Raw genomic sequence first — 13,212 nt, forward strand, 5'->3', positions numbered from 1 at the left:
AAGCATATAATGCCCTCGTTGACCTTCGCGCTAGCGATTCTCGATAGGCACCCATTCTTGATGATCTGGGCCCGTATAATCGGCACTTGGGCGAATAATACGGTTATTGGCACGCTGTTCATAAACGTGTGCAGCCCAGCCCGTTAAACGACTCATCACAAAGATTGGGGTAAATAGTTTGGTTGGAATGTCCATGAAGTGGTAAGCCGATGCATGGAAGAAGTCCGCATTACAGAACAGACCTTTCTCTCGCTTCATCACTGATTCAACACGCTCAGAAACCGCATATAGATGTGTATCACCAACTTGTTTCGATAGCTCTTTGGACCATCGTTTTATTAAGGCGTTGCGAGGGTCACTTTCACGATAAATCGCATGACCAAAGCCCATGATCTTGTCTTTATTGGCTAGCATTTTCATGATGTTCGCTTCCGCCTCGTCGGGCGTTTGCCAATCTTCAATCATTTCCATCGCCGCTTCGTTCGCACCTCCGTGAAGTGGCCCACGAAGCGTACCGATTGCCGCCGTGATACAAGAATGAATGTCTGACAACGTTGATGCACAAACGCGTGCTGCGAATGTAGAAGCATTAAACTCATGTTCAGCATAAAGAATGAGCGAGCAATGCATCACTTGTTTGTGCAGCGCAGATGGCGCTTTGTCTGTAAGTAATCGCAAGAAGTAACCACCGATGCAATCTTCAGTCTGATCCTCGGTGTTGATACGCACGCCATCATGACTAAAGCGGTACCAGTAACAGATGATGGCAGGGAACAAGGCTAGCATACGTTCGGTTGCTTTCAGTTGCTCCTCGAAGCTCATTTCCTGCTCTAGGTTACCCAATACAGAACAACCCGTGCGCATTACGTCCATTGGGTGTGCGCTTGCAGGAATCAACTCTAAAGCTTGTTTTAGCTCGGCTGGCAAACCTCTAAGGCTGAGTAGGTGTGTTTTGTACGCATCAAGTTCTTGTTGATTCGGCAAGTGACCGCGTAACAGAAGGTGAGCCACTTCTTCAAACTGTGCGTTGTTCGCAAGATCAGTAATATCGTATCCACGATAAGTTAAACCAGTTCCCGTTTTTCCGACAGTACATAAAGCTGTGCTTCCTGCGCTTTGACCACGAAGGCCTGCGCCACCTAATTCTGCTTTCTTTTCTGCAGTTTGAGACATTGTTTGAACTCCTTTTCTGTCTGACTTTTCCCTCTCTGGGGTGTTTTTAGCCAAACGAATTTCACGTTATTAGATGAGATAAATTCCGATTATCTTTTTCTTGGGCTTCCGTCTATTTTTGCTTTTCCCCGCTATTTCCCTTCAGAGAATAACTGGTCAAGTTTGTCTTCATAGTCGTGGTAATTCAGGTGCTGATACAACTCTTTACGTGTTTGCATCGAATCAACCAGTGCTTCCTGATTACCCACTTCTAGCAAATGTTTGTAGACCGTTTCAGCAGCTTTGTTCATGGCACGGAACGCACTTAATGGATAAAGCACCATGTCCACTTTTGCTTTCGCTAGCTCATCGCAGCCATACAGCGGTGTCGCGCCAAACTCTGTAATATTCGCCAGAATAGGAACGTGCTTTCCGGTCGCTTGCTCAAGCGCATTTGAAAACTGAAGGTACTGGTCCAGCTTGTTCATCGCTTCTGGGAAGATCATGTCTGCGCCAGCTTCCACACACGCAATCGCGCGCTCGATTGCGCTGTCCATGCCTTCAACAGCTAACGCGTCAGTACGAGCCATAATCACGAAACTTTCATCATTGCGTGCATCAACCGCGGCTTTTACACGATCAACCATCTCTTGCTGGCTGACTATTGCTTTGTTCGGACGATGACCACAACGTTTCTGTGCGACTTGGTCTTCCATGTGCACCGCTGCCGCGCCTGCTTTTTCCATCGCTTTGATCGTGCGAGCAATGTTAAATGCACCGCCAAAACCCGTGTCGATATCAACCAAAAGAGGCAAATCACATGCGTTAGTGATGCGGTCAACGTCAACCAAAACGTCGTTTAATGTTGTGATACCGAGATCCGGCAATCCGTATGACGCATTTGCGATACCGCCACCAGACAAGTAAATCGCTTGGTGACCCAAGTTTTTTGCCATCATGGCGCAATACGGGTTTATAGTGCCGACAATTTGTAGTGGATTATTTTGTTCAATGGCGAGTCTGAATTTCGCTCCCGGTGTTAAGCTCATGACGAATTCCTTCTAGTCTTTGTCTAAACTTTCTGTATGTATAATTTGAGATTGGATGAGCTTTCGACTTCCTGATATGTGTCTTCTCATCAACATTTCTGCAAGCTCTTCATCGCGATTGCGAATGGCTTCCAAAATGAATTTGTGTTCGGTGAGTGCCTCATTCGGGCGAGATTGTGCACGTGGCGACTGGTAACGATACATCCGTAATAAGTGATAGAGTTCATCACACAGCAGAGATATTAACTTACTGTTTCTGCTCGCTTGGATGATGCGATAGTGAAAATCAAAGTCACCATGTTGATGGAAGTAAGACGCGCCTTCCATTTGGTCTATATGCTTGGAATGTGTCGACAATAGCATTTCCAAGCTTAAGAGCTCTTCTTGCGTAATGTGTCGCGCAGCTAACCTTGCCGCCATGCCTTCCAATGCTTCTCGAACGGCATAAAGTTCTATCAGCTTTTCCGGAGAAAAAGTGGTCACTCTAGCCCCAACATGAGGAATTCGCTCGATGAGCCCTAGCCCCTCTAAGCGCATCAATGCTTCACGCAAAGGCCCACGACTGACTTGATATTTCTTTGCTAGCTCAGGCTCTGATATCTTATGGCCAGGCTTCACGTCGCCATTAACAATGACTTCAATGAGTGTTTCGGTCAGCGTTTCGGATTTGGTGTGTTCTTTCTCAGAACCCAGCACTTTATAACGAGCTTTAAACTCAGAGTTCATATTCAGATACTCTTGTTACCGACATCGAAATGTCTACAATTTCTTAACCTGAATATAAAGTAGTCGATCAAAGTGTCGACAATCAAGTAAATTGTCGACAATTTAGACTAAGGTCGTAATTTAAATGGGCCTAAAATGCCCATTAAGTGCCATTTTTAGCAGAAATAAAGAATAGTGAGTTCATATTGTCGACAACTTATAAACCTTTAAGCTTATGATCTAAAGACTAAAAGCTCAGCTGTCGAACAATAATCGGATAAAAAACTATTCTTTAGGTACAAATTGATCAAAGACTTGTTGCGAAGTCATCTTTTGTGAAGCGGAATTGAGGTCATAATAAGCTGGCTTTTCATCGGTAAAAATCTCTAAAGTGAGTTTGAAATCTGGGTTATCGAACAAACCAGCGGAAAGAATGTACTCACCTGTCGGCAACAAATGGTAGAAAAGGTTTGTGCCGCATTCGCCACAAAAACCTCTCACCGCCCAGTCCGACGATTGATAACGCTTTGGCTCGGCCCCCTTAAACGTTACGTTAGGACCACAATGCACAGCATGGAGTGCTCCACTCGACCATTTTCGACACATCGAGCAGTGGCATAGACTCACTTCATTCTTAGCATCTGCGATCACTTCAATAGCGCCGCACAAACACGTCCCTTTCATTCTCTTTTCCTCGTTCATTTTCCGTCATTTTATTATGGCCTACCAAAGCGTAAAGCCGCGTGACCTAACACCAACTTCTCGACGTGAACTTTATGAACAAAATAACCGAAATGCTCAATATTCTCTTTATATCTCTTTTACAGACAGATATTTAACACTTAATTAACCTTTACACCAAGTTCAGCTTTAACGCTTACAAGGCATGACAACTGAGCAAAAACAATAAGGCTCAACTAAATAGAGTCGCTAACATAAGGAACGTGAACATGTTAAAGGTACTCAAACCAACGCTCGCCGCTTCAATCATCGCAGCTTCATTTTCATTCAACGCTCTTGCTGCAGATATTGAAAAAATGCACTTTCTTATCCCTGGAGGTGCCGGTGGCGGTTGGGACATGACCGCCCGAGGTACTGGTGATGTATTAATAAAATCAGACATCGTCGAAACCGTATCATTTCAAAACCTATCTGGTGGTGGCGGTGGCAAAGCAATCGCACATTTGATTGAAACGGCTGATCGTCAAGAAGATACACTCATGGTGAACTCAACACCGATCGTCGTTCGCTCGCTCAGTGGGATCTTCCCACAATCTTTCCGCGACTTGACTCCTGTTGCCGCAACGGTTGCCGATTATGGCGCCATTGTTACATCAGCCGATTCTCCTTATAGCTCTTGGGAAGATGTCGTTAAAGCTTTTAAAGAAAACCCACGTAAGGTGAAGGTTGCTGGTGGCTCTGCTCGTGGTTCTATGGATCATTTGGTTATAGCAGCAGCTTTCAAAGGTGAAGGTTTTGATGCGCGTAAAGTTCGTTACATTGCCTATGATGCAGGTGGAAAAGCCATGGCAGCCCTACTTTCAGGCGAAACACAACTGCTCTCTACAGGGCTAGGTGAAGTACTCGAAATGTCTAAGTCTGGGCAAGTGAAAGTGTTAGCGATTACAGCACCAAAACGTTTAGAAGCTGCGCCTAACATTCCAACTCTCACCGAATATGGTAATGAAACTGTCTTTGCTAACTGGCGTGGATTCTTTGCAGCACCAGGCACAAGCCAAGAAAAGCTAGATGAATGGAATGCCGCATTTACTAAAATGTATAACACCGACGAATGGCAAGTCGTTCGAGACCGCAATGGTTGGATCGACAACTATAAAGCGGATAAAGCATTCTTCGCGTTTCTTGAAGATCAAGAGCAACAGATGGGTGACTTAATGCGCGAGTTAGGCTTCCTGAAGTAACAGTCGAATTGGGGTCCCTCAGATACCAACCTCAATGAATAACATAGGTTGGTATTTCCCCATGTATTTGCACTCTAAGTTTCACCGCATATGGACATTGTCGACAATCGGCATGCACACTCCTTTGTTTATATACCCAAAGCGGCTCGACTAGCAGCGAAATGCTTAATTGTTAATGGTTTAGTTTATTCATTGACGTCCATATGCGGTCTTTTTTACTTTTGTTAGGAGTTGAATATGCCTCGTTCAACCAACTTTTTCACCAAAGAGTATTTGCTCTGTCGTGACCGCGTCGGCGCAATGATCTTTCTACTCTTCTGTCTTTGCTACGGTTATCAAACCTCGCAGATTCCATTATTTCCAGGTGATGAGTATGAACCATTCACCGCACGTACTCTGCCAACCATCCTGACTTACGTTGGTGTCGGCCTTTCTTTGCTGCTGCTGGTGACAGGACAACCAGATAAAAAAAGTGGCGCAGTGCTGACCTTCAATTGGAAGTTACTGATTGCCTTTTTAATTTTAATGGCACTCTACGGCGTGGGCCTGACTTATCTAGGTTTTGTGATAGCTACTGGCTTCTTTTTATTGGCTGGCTTTTATCTGCTCGGGGAAAGACGTAAACCCGTTCTGTTTGGCGCGTCGTTTCCATTCGTGATCGCGTTCTACTTATTACTCACTCAAGGTTTGGACATCTATCTCGAACCGGGTTTGATTTTCACCATCTGGTAGTCAAAGAAAGGACTGAATTATGTTAGATGGAATTCTACAAGGTTTATCCACCGCAGTAATGCCAATGAACATTATGATGGTGATCGTTGGTTGCTTCGTCGGTACATTTATCGGCATGTTACCTGGACTTGGGCCGATCTCAGCCATTGCTTTGATGATCCCAATTACTTATGGCCTAGAGCCCTCCTCTGGCCTTATTTTAATGGCGGGTGTTTATTACGGTGCGGTATTTGGTGGCTCTACATCGTCGATTTTAATTAACGCGCCGGGTTGTTCTTCAACCGTGGTCACAGCATTCGACGGCTACCCAATGGCTCAAAAAGGCCAGGCAGGTAAAGCATTAGCTTTGGCAGCTTATTCGTCTTTCACTGGCGGTACGCTATCTGCCATTATGTTGCTTGTTGCCGCACCAGCATTGGCTAGCGTCTCCCTTAGCTTCCAATCGTCGGACTATTTTGCGTTGATGCTACTTGGGTTATCAGCTGTCGCGGCTTTTGCGGGGAAAGGTCAGGTTATCAAAGCGTGGATGATGACCATTCTTGGTTTAATGCTATCTACAGTTGGAATCGATAAAGGCGTAGGCGTTGAACGCTTTACCTTCGGTTTAACGGATTTAATGGATGGCTTTAGCTTCTTGTTGCTTGCAATGGCAACATTCGCATTGGGTGAAACATTGATGGGCATTCTTAAACCATCAAAAGACACCAGCGATGAAGAACAAGAAAAGCTGAGCAACATTGGCTCAATGAAAGTGACCAAGGAAGAAATCAAAGATGTTGCGCCTGTTTCAATTCGCTCTTCAATATTAGGTTTCTTCACTGGCGTCCTTCCTGGCGCAGGGGCAACCATTGCTGCTTTTTTAAGCTATGGTATGGAGCGCAACCTCGCACCTAAAGAGAAAAAGGATGAGTTCGGTAAAGGCAGTATCCGTGGTTTGGTTGCGCCAGAGTCAGCAAACAACGCAGCGTCTAGTGGTTCATTTGTTCCACTGCTAACGCTTGGTATTCCGGGTTCTGGTACAACAGCAATAATGCTCGGCGCTCTGATCGCTTATGGTATTCAACCTGGCCCTCGCCTGTTTGTTGAACACCCAGATGTGTTCTGGTCAGTGATCATTTCCATGTACTTCGGCAACATCGTACTTGTGATCCTGAACTTACCGTTGATTCCGTATATTTCAAAGCTTTTGGCGGTTCCAAGAACGGTGCTTCTACCGATGATTTTATTCTTCTCAATCACCGGGGTTTATTTGGTCTCTTTTAATACTATGGATGTGTTCGTGATGCTGATTGTGGCTATGGCTGCCATTGCACTTCGGCTCGCTAACTTCCCACTCGCACCTTTATTGCTGGGCTTCATCCTTGGAGGATTAATGGAAGAGAACTTACGCCGCGCATTAATGATTTCAGATGGAGAACTGAGTTTCCTATGGGAGCGTCCTATTACCCTTACCTTTACTGTTTTAGCTGTATTGGTATTGGCAAGTCCACTAATCGTAAAGCTGATTCAAAAGTTTAAAGCACAGCCAGTCAGCGTTGAGCAGTAATCGCTTTCTCTTTCAACCTAGATAAAGCCATCCATCGTGATGGCTTTATCTTCCGCCCTCCAAATCGTTCGCTTATTGTGCAGATGGTATTGACAAATCACTGTCGTTATATGAAGGTGATTGTATGAACACACACTTAGCGCAACTTAACCAACGAATTATCATCATTCCATAGGAATGGTGGGATTTTTTGATGCGCTCAGTATTTATCGAACCCACCCATAGCGGTGGGTTTTCTGTCTCTACCGTATGGGAAAAGCTCTCTTGGAGGCGGTCACAATGCAAAAAATAGCAGTTTTTGGTAAACCCGGCAGTGGAAAATCGACGGTAAGTAAAGCAATCGCGTCTGCTACCGGTCTTCCTCTTCATCAATTAGATTCAATAGTCTATAAACCAAACGGTGATCCCGTCGAGCGTAACGTTTTTGATGAAGCCCATAGCAATATACTAAGCTCAGATCGTTGGATTATAGATGGCCTTGGACCGATCAGCTCTTTCAACGCTCGTTTAGATGCAGCCGATACTCTCATTTATATTGATCTACCATACTCCGTAAGCTATTGGTTTGTGACGAAACGTCTCCTTAAAGGACTATTCATAAAACCTGAAGGTTGGCCTGATGGTAGTTCGGTACTGAAAGGAACGTTACAAAGCTACAAAGTTCTTCAGCAATGCCCCGCATTCTGGAATGATGACTTTATGTATCGCCTCGAAGGGTACTCTCAAAGTAAAGCCGTTCATGTCATCAAAAACGTTACAGAACTGAACAATTTTGTTTTAGAGCGGGTAAAGTAAACCTCATATCAGAACATTAGAGCATGTAGGTTAGATCATCTGAAGCTCTAACAATGAAAAAGAACATAACAAGGATTGTTTATGCTTTTAGAACTCTCACTTTTATTCATTGCTGGCGTAATTGGTGGGATCATTAACTCCATAGCGGGAGGCGGAAGCTTTATTACTTTTCCGGCTCTATTGGCAGTTGGTGTTCCTCCTATTATGGCTAACGCAACAAACACATATGCTTCATGTGCGGGTTACATTAGTGGAGCCGTCGGGTTCAGAGAAGAGATCATGAAGAACAAGCATGAACTGCTGTTCACAGTCTCATTCAGTTTAATCGGCGGCGCTGTCGGAGCATATCTGTTGCTCAACACGCCAGAATCGCTATTTATGGAAGCCATCCCTTGGTTACTCTTATTTGCCACCGTGCTTTTTCTCACCGGTTCTCGTTTAACAATGCTAATCAAAACTGTCGCGAAAGAGCACAAACATGCTGGCATACTCGGAGCAATCGCGTTGGGTTTACTACTTGTTGGTGTCTCTGCTTACGGTGGTTTTTTCAACGCAGGTTTAGGGGTTATTGTTCTGAGTTATCTGGTAGTAGCTGGTCACCAAGACATTAATTTAATGAACGGTTTGAAATTGCTCGTATCTACGTGTGTTTCACTCATTGCTATCGTGATTTTTGTTGCCAATGGCTCCATTGATTGGCACACAGGTAGTGTTGTTTTGGTCGGTACGTTGGTAGGTGGGTATCTTGCAGCTCGTGTATCTCGTCAACTGAATCCCAATCATGTTAAAGGGTTTGTTGCTCTTTCTTCTATTCTCATCACTCTCTACTTTTTCATTGATGTTTATGTTTAAGCAAAACTTGTACAAGTGGATAACACTCCTACAAAAACACCAGCGCGAAAGATTAATGCAGATAGCTTAACGATTTTTTGTGTCACTCCAGCGAGGTTAGGAATCTAATAGCACTACACTGAGCGGCTAATGAAACCATTTTGATCACAAAGTGCTCGGATGGAAGATCCTGTATCACGCTCCTTCGTCGCTGTACAGGATGACGAGAGATAGAAATATGCCACTCGCAGTTAAACGAGTGGCATTGATCGAGAAAGATGGCGTTTTACATCAATAATAAGAGAAGGTAACGCTTACTTAATCAGCCCTACTTCTTTGTAGTATTTGAGCGCACCTGGGTGAAGAGGCGCAGATAAACCGTCTTTTACCATTTCCTCTTTCTTCAAGTTTGCAAACGCTGGGTGGAGACGGCGGAAATCATCGAAGTTTTCAAATACCGCTTTAACCACGTTATAAACCACATCTTCTGGTACCGCAGTAGAAGAAACAAACGTCGCGCCCACACCAAAGGTTTGAACATCACTATCTGTGCCACGATACATACCACCCGGGACATTTGCGACACGATAGAAGCTGTTGTCTGCAACCAGTTTTTCTACATTAGGTCCAGCTACCGTTACGATATTACTATCACACGACGTAGTGGCTTCTTTAATCGCTCCACTTGGGTGACCAACGGTATAAATCATCGCATCAATTTTGTTATCACAAAGTGCTTTTGATTGCTCTGCTGCTTTTAACTCAGAGACAAGCTTAAAGTCGTCGTTACTCCAACCATACTGGTTCATTAGCACTTCCATAGTACCTCGCTGACCAGAACCAGGATTACCAATGTTAACGCGCTTACCTTTCAAATCATCAAAAGTTTTGATTTTCGCGTCTTTACGTGCAACGACAGTAAACGGTTCTGGATGAACGGAGAATACGGCGCGTAGCTCTTTAAAAGGCCCGCTTTCTTCAAACTTACTGGTTCCTTTGTAAGCATGATACTGCCAGTCTGATTGCGCGATACCGAGGTCCAATTCACCAGCACGAATAGTGTTGATGTTATAAATCGATCCCCCAGTACTTTCTACCGAACAACGGATACCGTGATCTTCTCGCGATTTGTTAACCAAGCGACAAATAGCGCCACCAGTCGGATAATAAACCCCTGTTACGCCACCGGTACCAATCGTGACAAACGTTTCCTCCGCAGACGCAGAAAAGCCTGTTGTGAGAGCAGCCAAAGAAGCCGCAAGTGCGATTTGCTTAAACTTAAACATTGAACATCCCTTTTACTTGTGTTGATGACCGTTTAAGTATAGCAACCGTTAACAATTTGATAACGTTTGAGTTCTCATCCTTGGCGGTTAGCTTAGTAATCACCATTTTATTGGCATATTCTGCCGTTATATAATGGCTCTATATAAGCGTAAACCGTATAGTCTAGAAAATTAAATCTTTAGACTGATATGTCCATTCTAAATTATCTATTAAATAGAAATACTCAGGTCAAATTACTATAATCTTGTTAAATAACCTTTATTCTATATAAATATGATGAGTTATAACTCCAGCCAGAAGACATGATGTACTTGAAATAAATAATACGAATGAGAGAACAAACAATCGTTGAATATGAATTGGAACCTTATCCCTCTTCTCTAACATTTTATATCGTTTCGCATGAAAAGTGCTCAGAAAAACAGTTCCATATTGTAGTACTCCGTGACCTGATAAGAATATATTCAGAGTGTAGTATCGAACTCCATTATCAAGAGCATCTTCAAGATACTTCAACCACTTGGATTTCAAATAAATAACAAACAAAAACCAAGCAAATATACCTAAAATTCCAACCGTAGTCAGATAAATCACTAAATCTGATGCTAAACTGATATCTTCCATCTTCGACTACTTATTAAGTTGAGTTTTATATAATTCTGTTCCCAAATACTCACCAGTCGAACTACCATATTTTGTTATTGAGTATCTAATTACACCCTTCACTACAAAAAATTCTTAAACACACTTTTTGTGAATAATAATGGCACTTTAACTTAATTTTACGCAACAAGGCTACTATGAAGTTGTTAGCTTTGAGCTGAGTTCAACAAAAACAGTAACTTTTATGCAATGTAACTCACTACGTTATATTGCTTTACAAACAAATCACCCAGTAAATATCCGTATCTAGTTTAGATAGCTGAAATAAAAAAAGCGTTGTATAAACAACGCTTTGTAGTTAGTGAAACGGATGGTTACACCGTTGGGACTGATGCTCGCCACGCTTGGTTCTGGCTATCTGAGATAGAACGGAACAAATCACGTAGCTCTTTCAATAAGCCTTCTTGGAAACCAATGTTTTCATCGGCTTTCTGTTTGGCTGCTTGTGCGCGAGTCGCTTGTACTTCATCATCTTTGCTGCGCGCTTGCGCTTTGGTTTGCTCTACATTCGATGCTGAGTTTGCCATCTGGCCCAAAGCTTGAAGAATCGCGTTCTTCGCTTGGTTTGAGCTCATCAACTTATCGAACTTACGGCCACCACTTGTCAGCTGCGCTGTCGTGTCTGCGATATTGTCTTTCGCTAGTGAGTGCGCACGCTTAACCTGATCTTGCTGCGTTTTAGACAAGCTATTGTTATTTAATAACTCTTCTGCTTGATCGAAGCCAGCTTTTTGCGTTTTAAGTACATTATTGCTCGCCATTTCATTCTTGATTTCTTTCCCTGCTTTGAAAGAACCAAGGGCACCAATAATTGCGGTAGCACCCGCTAGTACACCCGAAACGACTGCCATCGCGATCATCGCGCTTGCCGAGTTGTTTAGTTCTGCCGCTTGGCTTTCTAAACTCGCGACGTTTGCTTCAACAGCAATTTCACGTTGTAGCACTTGCTGCTCACGGCTCAGCTTTGATACTTGATACAACAATGTTAATAGCGTCAACGATTGTGATACCGCATCTGATGGTGACTTGATCACCTCCTCACCGTTAAGCGCTTTCATCGTTGTGCTCATTAATGAGCTCACCGTCGGTGCAAGAGCGCTCATTAGGTTTGCAACAACTTGAGCTTGGTTACTCACTGTAGGAGCTTTAGGCGTCTCTAACTGGTAGCGTGCTGCACCAGAAACACCTGACTCACTTTGGCTTTTAACGGCGCCCGCTTCAAGCTTTGTTTCCGGCGCTTTTTCTGCTTTGTTGGTTTTAATGGTATCGCCTAAACCGTATAGTTCACCACGACCCGTTCCGCCTACTTTATCTAGCATAATAAACTCCTTATACCGTTGCAGGACGGCTTAACACCGTTTGCATAGTTTCACTTTTCGCTTGAATCATTTGCATGATGAGGCTCATCAGCTCTTGGAAGTCTTCCATCAACTTACCAATCTCTTCTTTGAGCTTATCAATGACAGCCTGGCTTAACGTCATTTTGGCTCGAAGGTCTGTGATATCAGCCTGAATCTCTGTCACGTGAGCATTGTTAGCAGCATGGACACTGTCCGTTGCGCCTTTACCCACATTGACGGCAAGATCGACGGTTTCTGCGCCATAACGAATCGCTTTCGCTGTTGTTGTCGCAGCTTTTGTGCCCATATCCGCCACTTTCGCCATGTTTGCAGCGGCTTTCGTAGCGATTTCCGTGACCTTTTGAGCTACCTTACCAGCACCTTTTGCTGCAAGTTTCGCGATACCGCCAGCTGCTGCACCACCAAACGTCACAACAGCTCCGATAACCGCGACGGCGATTTCTAATGCCATTACGACTTTGTTTAGCACATCGACATTTATGCCCGCTTCTTTTAGCGCATCTTGAACGGCTGGCTCTTGCAGCGCCATGCTCACTGCTCCCATAACGCCACCAGCGATCATAAGTGCACCGGCTGCTGCACCAACACCCGTTGCCACCATTACGGCACCAACAACAATAGAAACCACCGCACTGATCCAACCAAAGATCTTCGCTGCTAAGCCTGATTTTTGGGCTTCTTTTGCAGCGGCTTCCGATTCTTTGATTTTGTCTTGGTTTTCCACCATCTCTTTTTCGTGCTTAGCTTTTGCGACCTTCACTTCCTGAATTTTCAGCTCGTTTTGAGCACTTTTCAGTTTATCCGTGATAGCAGCAAGCTCTACTTCAAAATCATCAGCAGATCCTGCGATGATTTTGACGGCAATCGAACCTGTTTGGTCTGCAACTGCATGGAGAGATTTTGCAATGGTATCGACGATCTTTTGCAGCTGTGCCATGGCTTTTAGCGTCAAATCATTCACTTTGTCACTAACAGCTGCGTTAGGTGCATCTAACTGAACTTTTACTTTTCCGGTGTTCAGTACATCTGCATCTTTACTCTTCACGTTTTCTACCGTCACAGAAGGCGTCGCTGTAGGCGCCGTTTTCTGCACGTTATCTAACGTGGCTTGGCCAGATTCAGGGCTATAAACCTGTGTCTGGATGCGGTCAAGTGCAATAGAACTCATA

Annotated in this window: 13 protein-coding genes; 5 read left to right on the plus strand and 8 right to left on the minus strand. The window is 44.1% G+C overall.

Annotated features, from left to right (window positions below):
- Positions 1 to 30: 30 nt before the first annotated feature.
- From prpC to R7Z78_RS17020, 4 genes are all read right to left on the minus strand, one after another.
- The gene (gene prpC / locus R7Z78_RS17005; protein WP_005377283.1) at positions 31 to 1,173 is read right to left on the minus strand and encodes a 2-methylcitrate synthase; all 1,143 of its coding nucleotides are present in this window, start codon (positions 1,171 to 1,173) and stop codon (positions 31 to 33) included.
- Between the two features lie 131 nt (positions 1,174 to 1,304).
- Positions 1,305 to 2,201 carry a methylisocitrate lyase gene (gene prpB / locus R7Z78_RS17010; protein ID WP_005388185.1) on the minus strand — a complete coding sequence of 299 codons (897 nt, stop codon included), beginning with the start codon at positions 2,199 to 2,201 and terminating at the stop codon, positions 1,305 to 1,307.
- Positions 2,202 to 2,213: 12 nt separating this feature from the next.
- Positions 2,214 to 2,927, minus strand: coding sequence for a GntR family transcriptional regulator (locus tag R7Z78_RS17015; RefSeq protein WP_104975349.1), 714 nt, complete (start codon positions 2,925 to 2,927; stop codon positions 2,214 to 2,216).
- 264 nt (positions 2,928 to 3,191) lie between these two features.
- Positions 3,192 to 3,590, minus strand: coding sequence for a GFA family protein (locus R7Z78_RS17020; protein WP_169644085.1), 399 nt, complete (start codon positions 3,588 to 3,590; stop codon positions 3,192 to 3,194).
- A gap of 266 nt (positions 3,591 to 3,856) precedes the next feature.
- On the opposite strand from R7Z78_RS17020, the gene R7Z78_RS17025 reads away from it, so the two are divergent.
- The 5 genes from R7Z78_RS17025 (at position 3,857) to R7Z78_RS17045 (ending at position 8,753) form a co-directional block, all read left to right on the plus strand.
- A complete protein-coding gene (locus tag R7Z78_RS17025; RefSeq protein ID WP_005388181.1) occupies positions 3,857 to 4,828 on the plus strand; it encodes a tripartite tricarboxylate transporter substrate binding protein in 972 nt (323 codons plus the stop codon).
- A 237-nt stretch (positions 4,829 to 5,065) separates the two neighbouring features.
- On the plus strand, positions 5,066 to 5,560 hold the full coding sequence (locus R7Z78_RS17030; protein WP_033906154.1) for a tripartite tricarboxylate transporter TctB family protein: 495 nt from the start codon (positions 5,066 to 5,068) through the stop codon (positions 5,558 to 5,560).
- A 19-nt stretch (positions 5,561 to 5,579) separates the two neighbouring features.
- A complete protein-coding gene (locus R7Z78_RS17035) occupies positions 5,580 to 7,106 on the plus strand; it encodes a tripartite tricarboxylate transporter permease (RefSeq protein ID WP_005388177.1) in 1,527 nt (508 codons plus the stop codon).
- Positions 7,107 to 7,385: 279 nt separating this feature from the next.
- Positions 7,386 to 7,901: an adenylate kinase gene (locus R7Z78_RS17040; protein ID WP_054728525.1), complete on the plus strand. Its 516-nt coding sequence runs from the start codon at positions 7,386 to 7,388 to the stop codon at positions 7,899 to 7,901.
- An 81-nt stretch (positions 7,902 to 7,982) separates the two neighbouring features.
- A complete protein-coding gene (locus R7Z78_RS17045; protein ID WP_169644087.1) occupies positions 7,983 to 8,753 on the plus strand; it encodes a sulfite exporter TauE/SafE family protein in 771 nt (256 codons plus the stop codon).
- A 293-nt stretch (positions 8,754 to 9,046) separates the two neighbouring features.
- Here the strand turns inward: R7Z78_RS17045 and R7Z78_RS17050 are convergent, their stop codons facing one another.
- From R7Z78_RS17050 to vopB, 4 genes are all read right to left on the minus strand, one after another.
- Positions 9,047 to 10,018, minus strand: coding sequence for a TAXI family TRAP transporter solute-binding subunit (locus tag R7Z78_RS17050; protein WP_104975351.1), 972 nt, complete (start codon positions 10,016 to 10,018; stop codon positions 9,047 to 9,049).
- Positions 10,019 to 10,277: 259 nt separating this feature from the next.
- Positions 10,278 to 10,643: a hypothetical protein gene (locus R7Z78_RS17055; RefSeq protein WP_017821699.1), complete on the minus strand. Its 366-nt coding sequence runs from the start codon at positions 10,641 to 10,643 to the stop codon at positions 10,278 to 10,280.
- 353 nt (positions 10,644 to 10,996) lie between these two features.
- Positions 10,997 to 12,001, minus strand: coding sequence for a type III secretion system translocon subunit VopD (vopD, locus tag R7Z78_RS17060; protein WP_005377262.1), 1,005 nt, complete (start codon positions 11,999 to 12,001; stop codon positions 10,997 to 10,999).
- Between the two features lie 10 nt (positions 12,002 to 12,011).
- Positions 12,012 to 13,211 carry a type III secretion system translocon subunit VopB gene (vopB, locus tag R7Z78_RS17065; RefSeq protein WP_017634540.1) on the minus strand — a complete coding sequence of 400 codons (1,200 nt, stop codon included), beginning with the start codon at positions 13,209 to 13,211 and terminating at the stop codon, positions 12,012 to 12,014.
- Position 13,212 lies beyond the last annotated feature (1 nt).

Source organism: Vibrio sp. 1167 (assembly GCF_033340375.1).
In the GTDB taxonomy this organism is placed as follows: Bacteria; Pseudomonadota; Gammaproteobacteria; order Enterobacterales; family Vibrionaceae; genus Vibrio; species Vibrio alginolyticus.

Coding starts and splice junctions, on each gene's coding strand:
- prpC (WP_005377283.1), bottom strand. CDS start 1,173: ATGTCTCAAACTGCAGAAAAGAAAGCAGAATTAGGTGGCGCAGGCCTT.
- prpB (WP_005388185.1), bottom strand. CDS start 2,201: ATGAGCTTAACACCGGGAGCGAAATTCAGACTCGCCATTGAACAAAAT.
- R7Z78_RS17015 (WP_104975349.1), bottom strand. CDS start 2,927: ATGAACTCTGAGTTTAAAGCTCGTTATAAAGTGCTGGGTTCTGAGAAA.
- R7Z78_RS17020 (WP_169644085.1), bottom strand. CDS start 3,590: ATGAAAGGGACGTGTTTGTGCGGCGCTATTGAAGTGATCGCAGATGCT.
- R7Z78_RS17025 (WP_005388181.1), top strand. CDS start 3,857: ATGTTAAAGGTACTCAAACCAACGCTCGCCGCTTCAATCATCGCAGCT.
- R7Z78_RS17030 (WP_033906154.1), top strand. CDS start 5,066: ATGCCTCGTTCAACCAACTTTTTCACCAAAGAGTATTTGCTCTGTCGT.
- R7Z78_RS17035 (WP_005388177.1), top strand. CDS start 5,580: ATGTTAGATGGAATTCTACAAGGTTTATCCACCGCAGTAATGCCAATG.
- R7Z78_RS17040 (WP_054728525.1), top strand. CDS start 7,386: ATGCAAAAAATAGCAGTTTTTGGTAAACCCGGCAGTGGAAAATCGACG.
- R7Z78_RS17045 (WP_169644087.1), top strand. CDS start 7,983: ATGCTTTTAGAACTCTCACTTTTATTCATTGCTGGCGTAATTGGTGGG.
- R7Z78_RS17050 (WP_104975351.1), bottom strand. CDS start 10,018: ATGTTTAAGTTTAAGCAAATCGCACTTGCGGCTTCTTTGGCTGCTCTC.
- R7Z78_RS17055 (WP_017821699.1), bottom strand. CDS start 10,643: ATGGAAGATATCAGTTTAGCATCAGATTTAGTGATTTATCTGACTACG.
- vopD (WP_005377262.1), bottom strand. CDS start 12,001: ATGCTAGATAAAGTAGGCGGAACGGGTCGTGGTGAACTATACGGTTTA.
- vopB (WP_017634540.1), bottom strand. CDS start 13,211: ATGAGTTCTATTGCACTTGACCGCATCCAGACACAGGTTTATAGCCCT.